This is a genomic window from Streptomyces sp. NBC_00989 (genome assembly GCF_045162655.1).
GTDB lineage: Bacteria > Actinomycetota > Actinomycetes > Streptomycetales > Streptomycetaceae > Streptomyces.
Window position 1 is genome coordinate 11933396 of record NZ_CP108728.1, and the last position, 16924, is coordinate 11950319.

22 protein-coding genes and 1 pseudogene are annotated in these 16924 nt (G+C 68.9%); 11 read left to right on the forward strand and 12 right to left on the reverse strand.

Translation table 11 applies throughout. The features are described from left to right. The first annotated feature begins 20 nt into the window (after positions 1–20). The 4 genes from OG714_RS54080 to OG714_RS54095 all read left to right on the forward strand — a co-directional run bounded on the left by OG714_RS54080 (position 21) and on the right by OG714_RS54095 (position 1819). On the forward strand, positions 21–326 hold the full coding sequence (locus tag OG714_RS54080; RefSeq protein ID WP_406117632.1) for a hypothetical protein: 306 nt from the start codon (positions 21–23) through the stop codon (positions 324–326). 205 nt (positions 327–531) lie between these two features. Further along, positions 532–804: a hypothetical protein gene (locus tag OG714_RS54085; RefSeq protein WP_406117630.1), complete on the forward strand. Its 273-nt coding sequence runs from the start codon at positions 532–534 to the stop codon at positions 802–804. Continuing rightward, positions 795–1100, forward strand: coding sequence for a DUF6303 family protein (locus OG714_RS54090; protein ID WP_406117628.1), 306 nt, complete (start codon positions 795–797; stop codon positions 1098–1100). Before OG714_RS54085 ends, OG714_RS54090 begins: the two co-directional genes overlap by 10 nt. Positions 1101–1360: 260 nt before the next feature. Further along, positions 1361–1819 carry a hypothetical protein gene (locus tag OG714_RS54095; protein ID WP_406117627.1) on the forward strand — a complete coding sequence of 153 codons (459 nt, stop codon included), beginning with the start codon at positions 1361–1363 and terminating at the stop codon, positions 1817–1819. 27 nt (positions 1820–1846) lie between these two features. Here the strand turns inward: OG714_RS54095 and OG714_RS54100 are convergent, their stop codons facing one another. From OG714_RS54100 to OG714_RS54115, 4 genes are all read right to left on the reverse strand, one after another. Continuing rightward, on the reverse strand, positions 1847–2293 hold the full coding sequence (locus OG714_RS54100; RefSeq protein WP_406117625.1) for a LexA family protein: 447 nt from the start codon (positions 2291–2293) through the stop codon (positions 1847–1849). 142 nt (positions 2294–2435) lie between these two features. Continuing rightward, the gene (locus OG714_RS54105; protein ID WP_406117623.1) at positions 2436–3284 is read right to left on the reverse strand and encodes a hypothetical protein; all 849 of its coding nucleotides are present in this window, start codon (positions 3282–3284) and stop codon (positions 2436–2438) included. Then, complete coding sequence (locus tag OG714_RS54110) at positions 3272–3586, reverse strand: hypothetical protein (protein WP_406117622.1); 315 nt, start codon at positions 3584–3586, stop codon at positions 3272–3274. Before OG714_RS54110 ends, OG714_RS54105 begins: the two co-directional genes overlap by 13 nt. Positions 3587–3603: 17 nt before the next feature. Continuing rightward, positions 3604–3993, reverse strand: coding sequence for a hypothetical protein (locus OG714_RS54115; protein WP_406117620.1), 390 nt, complete (start codon positions 3991–3993; stop codon positions 3604–3606). A gap of 24 nt (positions 3994–4017) precedes the next feature. On the opposite strand from OG714_RS54115, the gene OG714_RS54120 reads away from it, so the two are divergent. Further along, positions 4018–4941 (forward strand): IS982 family transposase, encoded by a 924-nt coding sequence (locus tag OG714_RS54120; RefSeq protein ID WP_406117619.1) that lies wholly within the window; start codon positions 4018–4020, stop codon positions 4939–4941. 570 nt (positions 4942–5511) lie between these two features. On the opposite strand, the pseudogene OG714_RS54125 reads toward OG714_RS54120, so the two are convergent. The 4 genes and pseudogenes from OG714_RS54125 to OG714_RS54140 all read right to left on the reverse strand — a co-directional run. Continuing rightward, positions 5512–5790 (reverse strand): annotated as a pseudogene (locus tag OG714_RS54125) (RNA polymerase sigma factor); the annotation flags it as partial. A gap of 14 nt (positions 5791–5804) precedes the next feature. Further along, positions 5805–6119, reverse strand: a complete 315-nt coding sequence (locus OG714_RS54130; protein WP_406117618.1) for a PadR family transcriptional regulator — start codon at positions 6117–6119, stop codon at positions 5805–5807. A gap of 294 nt (positions 6120–6413) precedes the next feature. Continuing rightward, a complete protein-coding gene (locus OG714_RS54135; protein WP_406117617.1) occupies positions 6414–6821 on the reverse strand; it encodes a hypothetical protein in 408 nt (135 codons plus the stop codon). Beyond that, the gene (locus OG714_RS54140; protein ID WP_406117615.1) at positions 6814–7125 is read right to left on the reverse strand and encodes a PadR family transcriptional regulator; all 312 of its coding nucleotides are present in this window, start codon (positions 7123–7125) and stop codon (positions 6814–6816) included. The genes OG714_RS54135 and OG714_RS54140 overlap by 8 nt, the downstream gene beginning before the upstream one ends. Before the next feature lie 277 nt (positions 7126–7402). Between OG714_RS54140 and OG714_RS54145 the strand changes: the two genes are divergently transcribed. Next, positions 7403–7828 (forward strand): hypothetical protein, encoded by a 426-nt coding sequence (locus OG714_RS54145; protein ID WP_406117613.1) that lies wholly within the window; start codon positions 7403–7405, stop codon positions 7826–7828. A gap of 120 nt (positions 7829–7948) precedes the next feature. Here OG714_RS54145 and OG714_RS54150 read toward each other — a convergent pair whose 3' ends face one another. Beyond that, a complete protein-coding gene (locus tag OG714_RS54150) occupies positions 7949–8800 on the reverse strand; it encodes an RNA polymerase sigma factor (RefSeq protein ID WP_406117612.1) in 852 nt (283 codons plus the stop codon). After that, complete coding sequence (locus OG714_RS54155; RefSeq protein WP_406117610.1) at positions 8784–9218, reverse strand: hypothetical protein; 435 nt, start codon at positions 9216–9218, stop codon at positions 8784–8786. Before OG714_RS54155 ends, OG714_RS54150 begins: the two co-directional genes overlap by 17 nt. Before the next feature lie 988 nt (positions 9219–10206). On the opposite strand from OG714_RS54155, the gene OG714_RS54160 reads away from it, so the two are divergent. From OG714_RS54160 to OG714_RS54180, 5 genes are all read left to right on the forward strand, one after another. After that, positions 10207–10620, forward strand: coding sequence for a hypothetical protein (locus OG714_RS54160; protein ID WP_406117608.1), 414 nt, complete (start codon positions 10207–10209; stop codon positions 10618–10620). A 600-nt stretch (positions 10621–11220) separates the two neighbouring features. Then, a complete protein-coding gene (locus OG714_RS54165) occupies positions 11221–11541 on the forward strand; it encodes a phosphotransferase (protein WP_406132242.1) in 321 nt (106 codons plus the stop codon). Between the two features lie 374 nt (positions 11542–11915). Further along, positions 11916–12818 (forward strand): hypothetical protein, encoded by a 903-nt coding sequence (locus OG714_RS54170; protein WP_406117606.1) that lies wholly within the window; start codon positions 11916–11918, stop codon positions 12816–12818. A 138-nt stretch (positions 12819–12956) separates the two neighbouring features. Beyond that, positions 12957–14375 (forward strand): protein kinase domain-containing protein, encoded by a 1419-nt coding sequence (locus OG714_RS54175; protein WP_406117605.1) that lies wholly within the window; start codon positions 12957–12959, stop codon positions 14373–14375. Between the two features lie 251 nt (positions 14376–14626). Continuing rightward, positions 14627–15655 carry a hypothetical protein gene (locus OG714_RS54180; protein WP_406117604.1) on the forward strand — a complete coding sequence of 343 codons (1029 nt, stop codon included), beginning with the start codon at positions 14627–14629 and terminating at the stop codon, positions 15653–15655. A gap of 240 nt (positions 15656–15895) precedes the next feature. On the opposite strand, the gene OG714_RS54185 is transcribed toward OG714_RS54180, so the two are convergent. Both OG714_RS54185 and OG714_RS54190 read right to left on the reverse strand, forming a co-directional pair. After that, positions 15896–16279: a hypothetical protein gene (locus tag OG714_RS54185; RefSeq protein WP_406117603.1), complete on the reverse strand. Its 384-nt coding sequence runs from the start codon at positions 16277–16279 to the stop codon at positions 15896–15898. Continuing rightward, positions 16276–16482 (reverse strand): hypothetical protein, encoded by a 207-nt coding sequence (locus OG714_RS54190; RefSeq protein ID WP_406117602.1) that lies wholly within the window; start codon positions 16480–16482, stop codon positions 16276–16278. The genes OG714_RS54185 and OG714_RS54190 overlap by 4 nt, the downstream gene beginning before the upstream one ends. Positions 16483–16924: the final 442 nt, after the last annotated feature.

The window sequence follows — 16924 nt, forward strand, 5'->3', positions numbered from 1 at the left end:
CGCGAAGGAGCCGTTCGCCCATGCCAGCCCGTCCCCGTCCCGCCCGCCGGCGTTCCGCTCGGCGCCGGCCCGCCCGTACGGCCACCACGGCCGCCACCGTGCTCCTCCTCGCCCCGGCCGGCCGCACCGCCCTCGCGTACGCCGGCGCTGCGCTCCTGCTTCTCCTGACCCTCACCGCCGTCATCGCCCTCGGCGCCGCCTACGCTCCGCGCCCCGCCCACCGCACCGCCGCCCGCCACACCCTCCACCTCCTCCTGCGCCTCGCCCCCTGGTACCCCGACGCCGGCGGAGAGCAGGGGACGGGGGAGGGGCGGGGTGAGACCTGAGGACCCCACTTCGATCAGTCATGCGCGTGACCGGCACCCGCCGGTCGGTCCCGGGGCCGAATCCCGTGGCACGGGACGCTCAGAGCGGCACGGACCGCCAGGCGGGAGGACTCGCCGCGCACAGCGATCAGCAGCGTGCCCACACGGCAGGCTGGCGGACAGCAACCACCGCTCCGCCGCTGCCGCACCGAGGGGAGAGACCGCCGTGTCACGCCTGTTGGACCGCCGGCTGCTCCAGCCGGACCCGCCCTTGCTCTGCGACGTCCTGCAGACCGCCGTATACGCCGGCACCGCCCGCCCGGACGCTTTCCGGCTGCGCCGACTCCTGAGCAGCCCCGCGGCCGTAGTACGGGCGCGACTAGTCCGTCCTGGCGGCGCCGGCTGGTACGGCCGCATCCCGGTGATCTCCCACTGCAAGATGTCGGCGACCGTCCCGGGCCTTGCCGGGGCCGTCGGTGTCCGGGGCCGGTGCCTGTGAGCAGGGAGCGGTACGAGAGGGCCACGGCGTACGTCGCCCTGCAGGACGACGGGCGCTGGCTGATGGCGGTGGCGCCCGGTGAGCTGCACGAGGACGGCGGGGACCCGTGGATGGATGAGCCGACGGTGTTTCTCGACGCGGGCCTGCTGACCGGCTCCGGCCGCCGCCGGGCGCTCGCCGAGCTCGGCTACGAGGAAGCCGACCGCGGCGGAGCGTGGGAGTGGAGTGAGGGTCTGTGGGAGTTCGATGAGATTCCCCTGCTGTGCACGGCTGCCGTGCGCCCGCTCCGACGCTGACCAGCTCGCACTTCGCCAGCTCGGCATCGTGCAGTACCACGGGTCGTGCCCGGTATCTCACGTCTGGATGTCCGGGACCGCACACGGCTCCGGCCCCGCCGATCTGGGATATCGGAGGGGGCCGGATGGTGGTAGACGACGCGCTCGACGTCCTGCGGCCGACGCCCGGGGCCATGCCGTGCAGGAGTGCGGCGCTGCGATCGGCACCGGGTCTCGGGAATCCCCGTCACGGCACCGGCGGAGATCTCTACAGTTGCCCCATGGCCTCTGCTGACATGTCCGAGAAGGTCCGCGACGTGATGTATGTGGAGCGTCCGGCCGGGACGCGTCTCGCGCGGTCACGCGCGTCCGAGGGGAGCCGCGGACTCCTGATCAACGATGACAACACGTTCGTCGGACACGTCGAGTTGTTCCCGGCCGACCAGGACGACAACAGGATCATGGAGCGTACGGTGCTCGCTGCGCTGGGCTTCGTGGCGTGCTACGCCGCGATGAAGGCCGCGCCGTACGCCAAGAGCGGGCTGAGCGGCCTCAGGTCGAAGCTGCACCGCAAGCCGGGGGACACCTCTGACGAGGCGCCCGTGCTCGATGCCAGGATCACGCTGGAGCGCATCGACGGGTCTCCGGCCCGGACGGCGGCGGGCCCTGTACGGACGGGCCCCGGTCTCGGCGAGGACCTGACCGCACTCGCCGACACCGCTGAGTCGGACGAGGCCTGACCAGCCCGGAGCCCGCAGGTCCCGTGGTCACCAGGGCAGCGAGATCCCTTTGCCCGGGCCGCGGTTGACGCTGCGGTCGAGGACGCCGAGCTGTTCCATCTGCCCGAGCTGGTAGGCGACGCTGCCGGTACTGGACAGGCCCACGATCCTGCCGATCTCCCGTACCGAGGGGGTCTCGCCGTTGTGCGCGGCGGCCCACTCCCTGATGCACCGCAGGATGCGCCGCTGCTGGTCCGAGAGGTGTTCCTCTGTCTCCTGGATCTCCCGGACCAGTTCGCGCAGCTCGACCCTGGCCGACGGCGAGCGCCCGGCCGCCGTCTGCCAGAACGGGTGAGCGCTGATCCGGTTGTCGAGCTGCCGCAGCCGACGGCGCAGCGCAGTCGTTTCGAAGGGTCGGAGCTCCAGGGCCGCGTATGTGCGGGTCCGCTGGAGCTGGGTCCGGATCAAATCGCGCGGAAACGTCGGCTGCTGCACTATGCGATTAAAACATATGTTCGAATTTGAAAGCCACACCCGACGCCCCTGGTGTGACTCGCAGCGATAGCTGGCCATTGGCAGAGCTATCTGGCCACGAGGCGCAGGCGAGCCGCTCTGTCCTAGATGATTGATTCCAAGGTCAGTTGCCGTTCCGTGCGCGAAGACGCTGCCTGACGTGTCGTTCGTAGCAGCGGGTGCAGTAGCCCTTCGCCCGGTGCGGTCGGCCGCAGCCGGGCATTGTGCATGTCGTCCGGCCGTAGGTCTGCGGACCAGGCGTGGTCTGGCCCGTCCGGTACTGCTGGTAGTAGTGCCGGATGCACAGCCCTTTCGCCTTGATGTTGGTGTCCGGGCAGCCAGCAACCGTGCATCCTTCCAAGAGGCGAGGGCCGGTCGTCGTGGGCATCCGAGGCACGGTATGTTCCCCGCGGAGTATCCTGTCGAGTACCTCGTGGAGTGACTCGGTGACGGCTCTGTCGAACTGCGGGTCCTCCGCTCGGAGCCGGTGGACCGTCCTGCGGCAGGTGCCCGCCTGCCGGTATGCCTTCGCACGTGGGTGGCCGGCGCGGAGCGCTTCAAGGACGGCCTGCTTCACACGTTCCGTGTCGATTTTCCGCGAGTCCAGGATCTTGCCCACAACGGCGTCGAACTGTGCGTCGTCCATACGCAGTCGGCGGACCGTCCGGTCAGTGACTCCCACCTGCCGGTACGCCAGGGCGAGCGTCCCACCGGCTTGAAGCGCATCGAGGACGGCCCGCTTCACACGCTTCTCCTCGATGCGGGCAGCGGCGGTGCGGATGGGCTGGATGTCCTGGTTCCCGCCCCGGTGAGCCGCAGCCATGAGCGCCGCCTCGAATCCAGGGTTGAGGCGGCGCTCGTCGTAGAACAGATGACCGTAGACGTCGAGACGGCCCAGGCTCCCGTTGAGGGAGAGGCCCGTGCCCACGTCTTTGAGGATCGCGGTCTTCTCCTCCTTCGTCAGCCGGCGCACCGCAGGTGCTCCCGACCGCGTTCCACGGCCTTCTGGACGCCGGAGCGGGTGAGGCCGACGGTCACCTGTTCGGCGATCTGCTCGTAGGTGAGGCGGCACCCGTCCGGGTCCGGGGTGTTGAGGAGTGCCAGGGCCTTGTCGCGTTCGGCCTGCAAGGCGGCGGCGACCGCCTGGTGGTGGGCCTGGGCGGCGGTGGCCCGGTGGTATCGCTCCAGCGGGTCGGTGATGTCGGCGAGGTGGCCGTCGACTTCGGCTGCGACGTCGGTGGGCTCGGCCTCGTAGCCGGTGGTGGGTGTGGTCATCAGGGCTTCCCGCGGGATCAGATGATGTCGTCGAGGGTGTACGCGGCGCGGACGTCGTCGGGCAGGTGGCCCAGGATCTCGGGCCGGTGCATGGTCACCATCAGGTCGTCTGCCGCGACGATGGCCTCAAGGTCCAGGCCGCACGCCTCGAAGAGGTCTTCCAGGCTGACGGCCGGCACCTGCTCCAGTCCGGCGGCTTCGGCGGCGAGGAGCCGGTGGGTGCCGCTGTAGGAGATGGCCCACTCGGGGAGGACGACGAGCGGGGCGCCCTGCCAGCCGTGGCGGCGCATGCTGTCGGTGATGGCGGCTACGTGGTCGGCGACCCACGTCTCTTGGCCGGTGAGGTAGCCGCTGGCGTCGATGATGTCGAGGTCGAGCGGGTTGTGGATACCCTGCATCGTCTGCATATCTCCAGTATTAATACTGAGGGTATGCAGGGTCAAGAGTGCGACATCGAACACCTCGCCACCGCGCTGTACGTCAGGACCGACGACCTGTTGAAGGCGTCCCCGCATCTGGCGCCCTGGCGTCCGGCCACGGGTATCGCTCCGCAGCTCACCGATGCCGAACTGGTCACACTCGCGATGATGCAGGCCATGCTGGGCTTCACCTCTGAGGCCAAGTGGCTTCGCCACGCCCACTCCCACCTGCGGCATCTCTTTCCCTACCTGCCCAAGCAGCCCGGCTACAACAAGCGCCTACGCAAGGCCGCCGAGCTGCTGCGGCAAGTGACCCGGCTGCTGGCCACCGCCACCTCCGTATGGAGCGACGACGTGTGGATCGTGGATTCCACGCCGGTGGAATGCGGACGCTCCCGAGAGACCGTCAAACGCTCCGACCTGGCTGGATGGGCCGAGTACGGGTACTGCGCCAGCCACAGCCGCTTCTTCTGGGGCCTGCGCCTGCACCTGGTGTGCACCTTGCAGGGACTGCCCATCGCCTTCGCTCTGACCGGGGCCAAGGCCGACGAGCGCGAAACCCTGCTGGACCTGCTCGCCGCCGAACCGCACCTCGTCGCCGCCCGGCCCGGACAGACGCTGATCGGCGACAAGAACTACTTCGGCCGCGACTTCGAGCACCAGGTGGCCGAGCAGAACATCCGGCTGCTGCGGCCGGCCCGCAAGGGCGAGCCGGAACGGCCCGGCGCGCCGCTGTTCAAGCCGTTGCGGCAGATCATCGAGTCGGTCAGCGAGACGTTCAAGGGCCAACTCAACCTCGAACAACACAGAGGCCGCACACCAGGCGGCGTGATCGCCCGCGTCATGCAGCGCATCCTCGCACTGACCGCCGCGATCTGGCACAACGACCACACCGGCCAGCCCACCCTCCGCTCACTGACCGCCTACGACCACTAACCACAGAGACTTCTTGGAATCGATCATCTAGTCGTCGGCGGGCTCACGATCGGGTGTGGCCAACTCGATGCCGCGGACGCGACGGAGCCAGCGGGTCAGGGCGAACAAGGAGGCGCCCGCGATGCCGCAGGGCTCCCATACCTCCGTCACGAGTGCTGCCAACCCATCATCGCCGACGATGTATACAGCCTGGGCGCCGACCGCCGCGGTGATGAAAGCGTTGCTGCGATGCGGGGTCCGGAGCAACCAGTCCACGGGTCGCCACAAGCCGCCAAGGAGATCGCTAAGGCGGTACCGCACCGCGGCGACGAGAAAGCCAAATGCTGCGCCCAACTGCTGGCGCGGTGCCAGGACAATGCCCTCCTCCGGAACTCCGGCAAGGTGCGCACGCCACTGGTCTGTGTCCCGCTGCCTCCCGGCTAGCCGTGAAGCCCAGGACGTCAGGCCCCACGCCGAGCGAGACCTCCGCGGTCGATAGGCCTGTGGGCTCCGCCAGGGAAGCTCGACGTCCTGCCTCTCGGCGAACGACATTGCGGCCTGGGAGTACTCCTGACGTGTTGGGTGACTCTGGCTCCTAATAATGTTGAGACATTCGTTCCGGGCGGTGCTCGCAAGCCACGACCCCGCCTTTTCCGGCTCCCTGAGTCGTTCCAGGTGCTGCACGAATCGGAACCAGGTGGCCTGGTAGACCTCGTGCCCGTCGGCGTCGGAGAGTCGGTGTGCGCGCACGACCGACCACACCAGCGGACTCAGCCCTTCCACCAGTGACTTCCAGGCGGCCGCGTCGCCCTCGACGCTGCTCCGAACAAGGGCGCCCGTGGCGAGTCGGGCTGAAGCCGGGTCCTCCATGTGGGACGGAGTGCTCATGCCCAGCCTCCTGACAGGTGGAGCTTGAGCTGCCTTGCTTTTCGCGCCTCCAGAGCTTCCTCTGCTCGGGTGCGACCGATGCCGGTGAGTTCGTAGAAGCGGCGTGCTGGACGGCCCGGATGGGGGCCAGTCTCTTCGTAACTGGTGACCCACCCACGTTTAGATAGCCGGTCAAGGAGTGGATAGACGGTGCCGGGGCCGAGGTCGGCGTCGCGGCAGATGCTGAGGCCCCATGCCCGCTCGTCGCTTGTCGCGGAGAGCAGTGTCTCCAGGACGGCGATCGTCGGCTTGGTGAGCCGAATATTCGTCATGCCACAAGTGGAGCATGTATCGAGTACGACATGCAAGCATGTATCGAGTACGAGTAAAAGTGCAGGCATCCAACCGCCCCACCCATGCCTTGGTGGCCTCGAATGGAGCCGAGACCGCAGTGGCCAACCATCGTTGAGTACCGGTTGCTGAACTGCGGGCTTCCCGTCGGCCCTGGCGACCTATCACTGGAGGTCACACCTGGGTGGGCCAACCATACGAAGGGCTCGCCCGGTCCCGGAGAAGAACGTAGGGAAGTTTGATCACCTCTGGTCAGCGACCCGGGTGGTGTCGGGTCAGCGCCGGGTGAGGGAGGCGGGGACGGTGATCTCTTTGGTTTCCCAGACCCGGAAGGCCTTGTTGACCGTGATAGTGACGGTGGGTTCCTCGCGGCGGGCGGCACGGGTCAGACGGTGTGTGGCGGCGCGGACTCTGGCGGCTGCGCGGATCAGGTCGAAGGCGAACCCGTTGGCGGCCGTGCTTTGCTGCCAGGCGGTCGGCATGGTGGCAAGAATCTGGGCGAGCTCTGCGGTCCACTCATCGCGCATCTCGACCCGCTGTTCGCGCGGGGTGAGGAAAGCGGCGATGAGGACGAGCGCGTGGGGTATCGCTTGGCGCAGGCGTCGGCTGAGGGTGCCGAGGACTGCCGGGACTGGGAGTGCGAGGAGCGCGGACAGCAGGCCGACGGCCAGATCCTTAAGCACCGGCCACCCCCGGGTGCTGGCGCTGGCCGGGCGTCAGGCCGGCCGCAGCAGACGCGAGTTCCCGGCGGGCCTCGGCAACACCAAGGGCGGTGAGTCGGTAGTACCTGCGGGCCGGGCCTTCGCTGGGCCGGGCCTCCTCCGTCTCGCGGGTGACCCAGCCCTCGGCGGTGAGTCGCGCGAGGATCGGGTAAAGACTCCCCGAACGCAGGCTGGTCGTCTTCATCAGACTGTAGCCGTACGCGGGGTCGTCAGGGTTTTCCAGTAGGGCCGCGAGCACGCGCAGCAAGGAGAGGGACGTCTTCATGGCACACCTCCAATGTCGCAAATCTACATAGTGGCGTAAAGGCGGTCCATCCCCGGGAGCCAATCAAAGCGGCGGGCCGGAGCTGTCCGGCCCGCCGCGCGGTGTGAAGGCAGACGACCTGCGGAATGCGTTGTTGCACCATGGAGATGTGCTGTGACCTGCGGAGTGCGCCATGCAGGCCCCACCCGCTCAGCTGCCGCTCGGCCAAGGGCACTTGAGGGACACGGTGCCTGGTGAAACCACTATGGGGTTGCCCGGGTTCTGCCAGGGTGACCTGGTGAGATACCGCGTCACGGCCGCTGCGGCCGCCCTCGCCTTCGTCACGGCCGGCTGTTCGTCCGCAGCCCCGTCGAACGACAAGTCAGCCACGCCCGGCCCGTCACCGAGCCGGAGTTATCTCCACCCGGTCAAGGACCTGTACCGGGTGAAGAGCGACTGTGAGGCCGGCGGCTCGCCTCAGCTCACGTTCTGGCTGCGAAACCATGCCGCGCATTCGATGGCGTACGACATCCGGTACGAGTTCCTCGACAGCAGCGGCAAGGTCGTGGGTTCGGCGGAGGGCGTCTTCGCGGTGGCCGCGCATCAACTGCTCGGTGACGAGGGCCTCTACGGCGACACCGGCCGCTGCGGGCCGACGTTCCGTCTCGCCTACATCAACGCCTACGACAGCACGGGTGACGGCGCCGGCCGGCCCCACTTCTGACGGCACCGGATCACAAGGCACGGCAACGAGGCCGTCTCCGGCGCCGGTCCCGGAGCGGGGACGGAGAAGGACCGGCCGCCGGGTGCAGTCCGGCGGCCGGTCCTTCGTCCGTGTGCGGGGCTAGGCGGCCGCGATCTCCTCCTCCGGCTCCCTCCAGCCCGTCCTGGTCACGTAGTTGACCAGGTGGCGCCGGTGGGAGCGGACCGTGGCGGGCGCCAGGCCGAGGAGCTCGCCGATCCCCGAGTCCGTGAACTCGAGGGCGTACAGGACGAGCACCTGGGCCTGACGCTCCGGCAGCTGCCCGACCAGCTCGCGGAACGTCTCGCCGTTGACGATCACGGCGTCCAGGCCCTGCTCGTGCTCCGCCGTCCGGTCCCAGGACTCGAGGTCCCCGAACTCCTCGACGGGGTACTCCCATCCCTGCTCGAAGGCGCGGCGCAGCAGGTTGTCGGCCACCCTGCGCAGGTAGGCGTAGGGGTAGGCCATGACGCTGACCTTGTCCCAGTTGCGCAGCACGGTCACGAACGCGTCCTGGGTGATGTCCTCCGGCGAGTGACCGGGCAGATTCCACCAGCCGCGCCCGCGCCGCGAGGACACGTACTTCGTGCACCGGCCGACGTTGCGGGCGTAGAACGCCTCGAAGCTGGACGGGGCGTAGAGAGGCTCCGGGGGCACATCCTCTGGTACGTCCTCCCTGAGCGGCACGAACGCGAACTTCATGAACTCGGTGCGGTCGACGGCGTGGAACGCCTCGTAGTCGAGCGGGAGGCGGAGCCCCTCCGGCACGCCGCTCTCGCGGTCCACAGCCAGCGACTCGGCGCCGCGGTCCAGGACGTCGCGGACGCGGGTGAGCTGGGCCTGGCGGGTGTTCTCCAGGACGTCGCGGACGCGGGTGAGCTGGATCTGGCGGGCCGTCTCCAGCGCGTCGCGGTCCGTCCGATGCTGCTGCGGGTCCTCAGGCGGCGTCGTCATGAGCACCTCCGTCGGCTTCGGTGCGGGCTTCGGTCTCGGTGGCCGGGGAGGTCTCGGTGCCGGACTCGGTGTTGCGGGCGGCGGGAAGGGTGATGACCTGCGCGAGCCGGTCGGCGCGGCGCTTGCGTACCCACCGCACGATGCGGAGGACGGCGCCGGTGATGATGCTGATGACGGTCAGGACCGGGCCCACCTGGCGGGCGGTCTCGGTGACGGCGTCCCAGTGGGTCCACATCATCAGGCCGGTCAGCGGCAGGACCGTGCCCGCCACGCAGACCAGCACGGCGACGTGATGGTCCTGGAACCAGATCTCCGCGGGTTCCAGACCGCGGCGGGCGGCCTCGACGCCGCGCTTCGCGAGGTCGAGGACGGTGCGCGACGCCGTGCGTACGCGCTCGGGAAGGCCGAAGAAGGCCATATCGGAGGTGCCTCTCGGGAGAGAGGGGACCGCCGGGCCCGCGTACGCGGACACCGACGGCCCCGGGGTGGAGGTGGCTCGGGTTCACGCGCTCTCGCCAAAAGGGTTCGTGAAGTCCCTCGCCCTGCAGGGGTATTGAGTTTTCATTCCATTACAGCAGAACTTGAAACCGCTGTGCACCAATTCGGATTCCGGAGAAGGCGTGACGTGGTTCACGTGATCTTCACTGCACGTTTCCGTGTTCCGGGGCGGCGTGAATTCGGCGATGATCACCCGCAATTAATGATCTTCTTCGGCGCCTCCGGACCCTTCGCTCTCTCATTCTTTGTCTTGTTGTCTTATCGGCCCTCCCGGCTCCCGGCTCCCGGTGGCCGTCACGGCTCTGTCCCCTCGCCTGCGCTGGCAGACGCTCCCTGCTGGCGTGTGACGCAGGTCACTTCGTTGCGGCTGCACGGTCCGTCGTTCTCGGCGCCTATTAGTAATGACGACGGCAAGCAGGCAAAAGAAATGCCTATTCCTGTGGGCAATGGGCCGGATGTAGCTTGCCACGCTCGCTTTCCTTCGGGGGGAGTCGGGCGTAGTGTTGTCACGAGCACAGTTGTGACCGTTTCAGTGTCGGTTTCTGTGCTTACCGACTTGGAGGTGGCTCCGGGTTGGAGGAAAGCCTGGATTCCCCGCTCTCGCCAAAGAACTAGGGATCCCCGGGCTTCTGCGCATACGAGTCCCCGGCACCGTCCACCGGACAGCCGGGGGCTCGGTGTACCCGGAGCCGGTCTCCGCGCCGCAGGAGAGGGCTGGGGGGCCGATGGAGAAAATGAGTCCGTCGCAGAGCGACTTCCTCATCCACTTCACTGGCCGGGGCGGTCGCCCGCACCCGGACTGGGTGGATCGGGACATCCGGTGGATGTCGGCGGAGGAGCGACTGCGGTCGATAGTCAGCAGCGGGCTGATCAGAGCGTTTCCTCCCTACGGTGCAGGGATGCGTTGCGTGAGCTTCTCGGAGACGACCGGGGACCACTTGCGTTTCCTGCTGGGAGAACGCCGTTACTGCCCGTGGGGCATCGTGATGACACGTCCGCAGGTGCTGTGTAGGGGCGGCGGCACGGTGGCTTACATGCAAGACGAGGCGACGCTGGCGATGTTCAAAGGCGCGAAACTCGATCACTGGGCAGTGCGCACCGGCGGCTCCACTGACTGGACGCACGAGCGGGAGTGGCGCATCCCTTGGCGCGGGCCGACGATGCGCCTGGATGAAGTCCGGGCAATTTTCATCCCCGACCAGGCCTGGCGGCCGGCGCCCAAGGGAGAGCAGCAGCCGGAGCTGTGGACGAGGTCGCCGATCTGGGTGTGGAGGGCGGAGAAGAAGACGGTCGGTGAGTTCAAGCCCGGCGAGCTGATGTGACCTCGTTCCGGTCGAAACATGGTCGCCCAACTTCGGTACGTCCGAAGAGCGCCCGCCACCCCTCCCGACACGCTACGGACGGCCCTCGATGTACTCGCCACCCCCGTCTGACGACGACACCCGACGCATGACGGCCGCGCACGCACGCGCGGCCGTCACCCTCGGCGTCACCGTCCACGGGCCACGGGTGTGGGGGTGGCACGGCCGCACCCTCGGCCATCGCGCCGAGCACCCCGAACACGGCGTGTGCTGGCTGCGCCTGGTGTCCGTGGCCGCCGCGAAGGAGGGCGGGAAACTGTGGGAGGGCACCGAGCGGGCCGTCGCCGCGTTCCCGGCCGTCCGCAAACCAGGGTTCTACGGACTGCACGACTGGACAGCCGGCGCGCACGCCTACCGGGCCGAACTGACCGAGTACATCGACGAGCCCGTACTCTCCCCTGACCCCGTCCTGCGCCACGAACTCACCCTGCCGACGCCTGGTTCGCCACCACCCGCGCGAACCTGGCGTCGATCGCCGCCACCCCCACCGACCGCACCGCCGTACGGCAGGAGTACATCGACCGCGCCGTTCCCCAGTTCACCGGACTACCGGCGCCGCGGATCGACGAGTGGGAGTGCGCGCACGGCGACTTCCATGCCGCCAACCTCACCACCGGCGGCACGGTCCTCGACTGGGAGGGATGGGGAATCGCGCCCCGCGGCTACGACGCCGCCATCTTCTACGCCTACGCTCAGCTCGCCCCCGACACCGCCGCCCGCATCCGCCGCGAACTCGCCGCCTTCCTCGAAGGCGCCGCCGGCCGCGCCGCCCTGCTCGTCGTCTGCGCCGAGCTGCTCCAGTCCGCCTCCCGCGGCGACCACCCGGACCTGACACCCAAACTGCGGGCCCTGATCGACGGCCTCCGGACAGCCGCGCGGTAGCCGTCGGCCTCTTGCGCGGCCACCTCCCAACTGGGAAATGGTCTACGCGGAACCTCAACGCCCTTTTTTGCACCGCCCGGTTGATACCCGGCACATTCAACATCCGCCCTACGGAGCAGGGTTGGGCGCGACGCCGACCCGCCCCGGGGCAGCCTGCACGTTCCCGGGTTCGGGCCGAGGCCACGCAGAACGGGGGACCGTCTGCGCAGCCGCCCGTCCAGCGTTCCGCTCGCTGTTGGCCCAGTGTGCGCGGACCGCGACGTCGTCCGCGTTCTCCAGGCCGCTGACGTCGTGCCCCCACTCCGCCAACGCCTCCAATCTCCTCGCCGGGCCCGCGGGCCCGGCGGACACGAGACGCGCACTACGCTGACGCCATGCGTATCGGGGAGGTGCTGGACCGCTGGGGCGTTTCCCTCATCGTGGCCGCCGGGATCACCGCGCAGACCATCACCACGGCAGTCGGCGGGCCGCACTCCATCGCCTTCTACACCGCGTTCCTCAGCGGCGCGCTCTGGGCCTGGAACGGACACCACACCAGCGACCGCGCCGTCTCTGCCGGCGGCTTCGCCCAGGCGCTGACCTGGGACTCTCACGTCCGCCCGCACAGGGCGCCAGCTGATCCGTCGGCACTCTACCTGTCGATGGCCGCACGCATGCGGGACACCGAGCACCATGCGCGTGCCTTCGCCGCCCGGCACGGACTCGAGCGGATCTCGTTCGCGCTGCCCGGCGACCGGCACGCCCTCACGGACGCCCGCTCGACCGGCTACGGGCGGCGTGGGCATCTGTGGCTCGGCGCCCACTGGTTCCATCCCGACCACACCCAGCACCTGGCGCCGGTCCTTGAGCACGAACTGGCTCACCTGCGACGCGGCGACACTCGCACACGGGTGGGCGTCGAGACCGCCGCCGTGGTGGCCGTCTCCCTCGCGTCCGGCCTCCTGCCTTTCGTGGCCTTCACCGCGACCGCCCTGACCGTCTGGCTGATCACCGTCGTGCTGCACTGGTGGGCCGAACTCGCCTGCGACGCGGCCGCGGTACGGGCTTGCGGCCGTACCGGCGTGGCCGACATGTGGAGCGCGGACATCGCTGCCGAGCACACCACGTCCCTGGCCGCCCGCGCCTGGAACTTCACCTGCGCCGGACACCTGCACCCGCCCCTGCGCCTGCGCCGCTGGTTGGCCCTCCACGCACCACTGCGCCCCAGCACCACGCCCCACCCGCTCAGTGCTCCGCGCAGGGCCGCACCGGCTGCCGGGCGGCATCGGGCTCGATGATCGAATGACGCAGCCTGCTGTGCACGGCAGCCGTACGCCCGCTCCCGCAGAGTCCGCCCGCCCCGTCCGAGCCCCAACTCGCAGGCAGACCACACCGTTTGGTCCCGGAACGAGTGCCAGGAACGCTACCGTTCGGGCATGCCAGGAAGACCCACACCCCGCCCTCCGCAGCGTCCGCGTAAGCCCCAGCCGGCCCACAACAACGGCAACTACAACGTGGTGCGCTGGCGCGACGGCGGCCCACTGGGCGGGAAGAAGTGGGTGCGCAAAGGCACCGAGGCGGGCAGCGGGCGCAAGGGCGTTCTCAAGCACATGTCCGCCCCGCCTGTGCCGGGCGAGCGCTACGTGAACAAGGCAACACAAGTTCGTCGCCAACGCTTCTACGACGAGGCGCTCTTCATGCGGCAGGTGAACGGGAGCCCGGGCATCCTGCCGATCTGGGACATCGACGACACCCACGGCAACACACCCCGCTGGTACGCCATGCCCCGGGCCCGGCTGCTGGCCGACGTCTTCGACGACACCTCGACCGTCCTGGACGTCGTCACGCACATCGCAGCCCTGGCCCGGACCCTCGCGGGGCTCGCCGAACAGGGGATCTTCCACCGGGACATCAAGCCCGACAACCTGTTCTGGTACGACGAGGCGCCGGTCCTGGCCGACTTCGGGATCGCGGCCTTCGCCCACCGGCCGGCTGGCCTGACCCGGGTCGGGGAGAGGGTCGGGCCCGCGAACTTCATGGCCCCCGAGATGCGCAGCGCTGGCGGCAAGGACCGCGGCGAGCGGGCTGATGTCTACTCTCTCGCCAAGACCCTCTTCGTCCTGGCCTACCCCGGTCGCGGCCCGTATCCGCCCGAAGGAGCACACTGGGTGGGCTCGGAGGAGTTCAGCCTGTCCTCTCTCGGCGGCGGGAACGCAACGACCGCCCTGGAACATGTCCTGGAGGCCGCGACCCAGCACCAGGTGCATGACCGGCTGACTATGGCCGACTTCTATGCTGAACTGGCGGCCTGGCTTGATCGCCACACTGCCCAGCCAGCCCGCTTCCGCCCCTTCGGCCGTCCCTTCATGGGTGGCTGGGGGCCGCATGGGGACCGCAACCGCCGCGATGTTGAGGCGACACGGGCGATGATGCTGCCCTGCATCCGGCGTATTGCTGAAGCCCTGACCGGTGACCCCAGCGCCTGGAGCGAGGGCATCGACCACGACAACGGCGATGCCACCCTCGGCGAGTACGGATGGATCGACAACAGCGAGGAGGGCTTCATACCCGACGGCGGCTTCATCTGGATGGCCACCCACATCCACGACGGACGGCGCATCGTCTTGGACGCGCTCCTCGACGACGGCGTGTGCTTCCTCGCTGAAGCACAGCGAAACGGACCGGCATGGGTCCTGGAACAGCAGTGGGGACATACTCCATGGCATCGTGCGCGGATGCCGCGCACCGCCGACCAGGTTCAGCGGCTGACCGACACGGTCATCGGCTGGATCTCACGCTCCATGCCAAACGCCCCCGTCACTGAGGGGCCTGAACGGACCGCTACCGCGGTCTGATCCAGCCGTCGAAGCCGGCCGCATCCCACCACGTCGGACCGGATTTTTGGTGCGGAGGCGCTCGGCGCCCAGGACCCTCAGGGAAAGCGTCAACTCCGGCGCGTTGCCGCAGGAAACGGGATGCGGCAACGCGCCGCGCACGACCAGCAGGTGCCGCGTCGGCGCACACGAGAGGGACGCCACCGGACGGGGCACGCCCAGTCTTTGTCCACGCCGGCCGCAGGCCGGGCGAACTTGAGGAGACCGGCGCGATGACCAGCGGCACTTCCCAACTGCCCTCCGCCGGCCGCCCGGTGCTCCAACGGTGGCTCACCGACGCCCCCGACACCCACCCCGTCCGGGTTCTGGAAGCCAAGACTGAGACGAACCCGGCTGTCCCCATGGGGCTGGACGCCCTGGAGATGATGGCGGCCGCACTCGACGACACGGCCGCCGACAACCCGCGCTGGAGCAGGAAGATCGCGGAGTTCGGGCAGCTGACCTCGATGGGACAACTCCTGGAGATGCGGGCCGAGTTCGCTCTCGCCCTGGCCCTGACTGATGCCGGTATCGGCTACGAACTGGGCAACACCAAGATCGTGAACCCCGACCTCCTCCTGCTCACCGGCTCCGGCGCTATCTGCGCCGGGGTGGAGGTGACCGCTCGGGCGCCGCAGAACATCAACGAACTCGTCGAGCGCGTGGAAGCCGTCAGCGGCGGACGGTTCGACGTGGACCTGGCCTTCGACGGCTATCCCAGCCGGCTGCAGCCGGAGATCGCCGACAAGGCCGCGGCAGCGGTGCGCGCCCAGGTTGATGCCCTCGGCGCGGGCAGCCCGGCCATGGCCGAGGTCATCCAGGTCGAGGACCCGAAGAACGGCGGCCCCCTGGAGATCACCGTCCAGGTCTGTCCGGGAAACGGCGCGGTGGGCTGGGAAGTCACCGCCGGCGTACTCGACGGCCCGCTGGGCGCCGCCGAGTACGCTGCGTTCGAAGCTGGCCGCGGCACGCAGAAGGCGGCCCAGGGCCGCTCCCTGGACGGCGCGCCGGTGCTCCTCGCGGTCGACGTCTCCCGCTATGGAGCCGCGTGGATGCGCCCCGGTACCGTATGGGCCCAGCGGCTTGCCGCCGCAGAGCAATTCACACCCGACTACCCCTTCGCCGGGATCGCTGCCATGCGCCAGAGCCTGGAGCAGCCGGGACTGCTCGACATCGGCGTAGGCCTCTCGCCCCATCTGCCGGCAGCCGACCGGCAGGTCCTTGAAGACCTGTGCGCCGCCCTGGACTGGCCCTGTGCGTAGCACTCAGCGCCCAGGGCCAGTACCGCTGCCGTCAGACGGCATGACGGCGAGAGGTCGGGGCTGTCCGTGGTGTCCGGCGCCGCCCGCGGCCCGCGTGCACGTCGTCGGGGAAGACATCGACCAGGGCCCGCAGCGGCAGCAGGTCGTGGGCCCCGGGCAACCGGCGGAAGCGAAGATGAAGCCCGGGAAGCCGTCACACCCTCGTCGCCCGGAACCCCCAAGCGGAGTCGCTGACGGTAGTTACTCGATACGCCAGGACTCCAGCCGCTGCGCGACCGTGCGCAGATCGGCTTCCTGGGCACGGATCGCCTGGGCGAGTTCGTACAGATCATCGTCCTTGGCCTGAAGAGGCTGGCCGGAGACGTGCATGTACTGGCTGGCGCAGGCCCAGCCGATGACCAGGTTGTAGTCGGTGAAGGGCCGCAGCAGCAGCGCGGTGTGCAGGAAGGTCGCGGCCCGGGAGGCGGCCTCCTCGTAGTACAGGACGCCGCGCTCCCGCTCGAACGTGTGCCGGTCGGCCATGAACCCCAGAGCGCCCCAGTCCGCGATGGGCACGTTCAGCGGGGAGATCGCCGACTGGATCTGCAGGACCCAGCCGACATCGACACGGATGATCGGGCTCACCGCTGTCCCTCGGGAAACCGCGCCACGACGCCGGGCAGCACCCGGGCGGCTTCCTCGACCGCTCCCTCCACGAAGGCGATGCGGTCGGCTTCCTGAACCGTCACGTCGTGCACGTGATCTTTCAGACTCCGGCCCGTCAGAGCCGCCCGCTGGCGCAGCCGTGTCATTTCGTCTTCGGTGAAAACCACATTGAGTGCAGGCATAGGCCCAGGGTACCGGGACAGGTACCGAATGCGGTACTAGATTTCGCGAAGCCGGGAGAGGGGGAGGGGCAGAACTCAGATATCCCAAGATTTTTCGACTAAGGAAGCACCCAATCCCTGAAACTCCCTCAGAACGCATGGCTGATCACTTACCCGATGCGGCCAAGCCCGCCAGCCGAAGGACGCAGCATCCACTCCGTAGCCAGCAGGAGCCGGCCACGGAGTGGACGGATCCCTCAACTCACCTCAGGAACAGTGGAGATGCACTGTATAGGCGCAGGCCAGTCGGGGAGGAGGCACGATCGCGGAGCGATCGGGACACCGCACCGACGAACCCTACAGGATCCGCGGAGCGGATCTCCGGTCCCGGAGGGACCGAGCTGTCTTCGCGGAGCGAAGACAGCTTCCGACGCGTAGCGTCGGCGCGTCGTTCCTGCGGAGC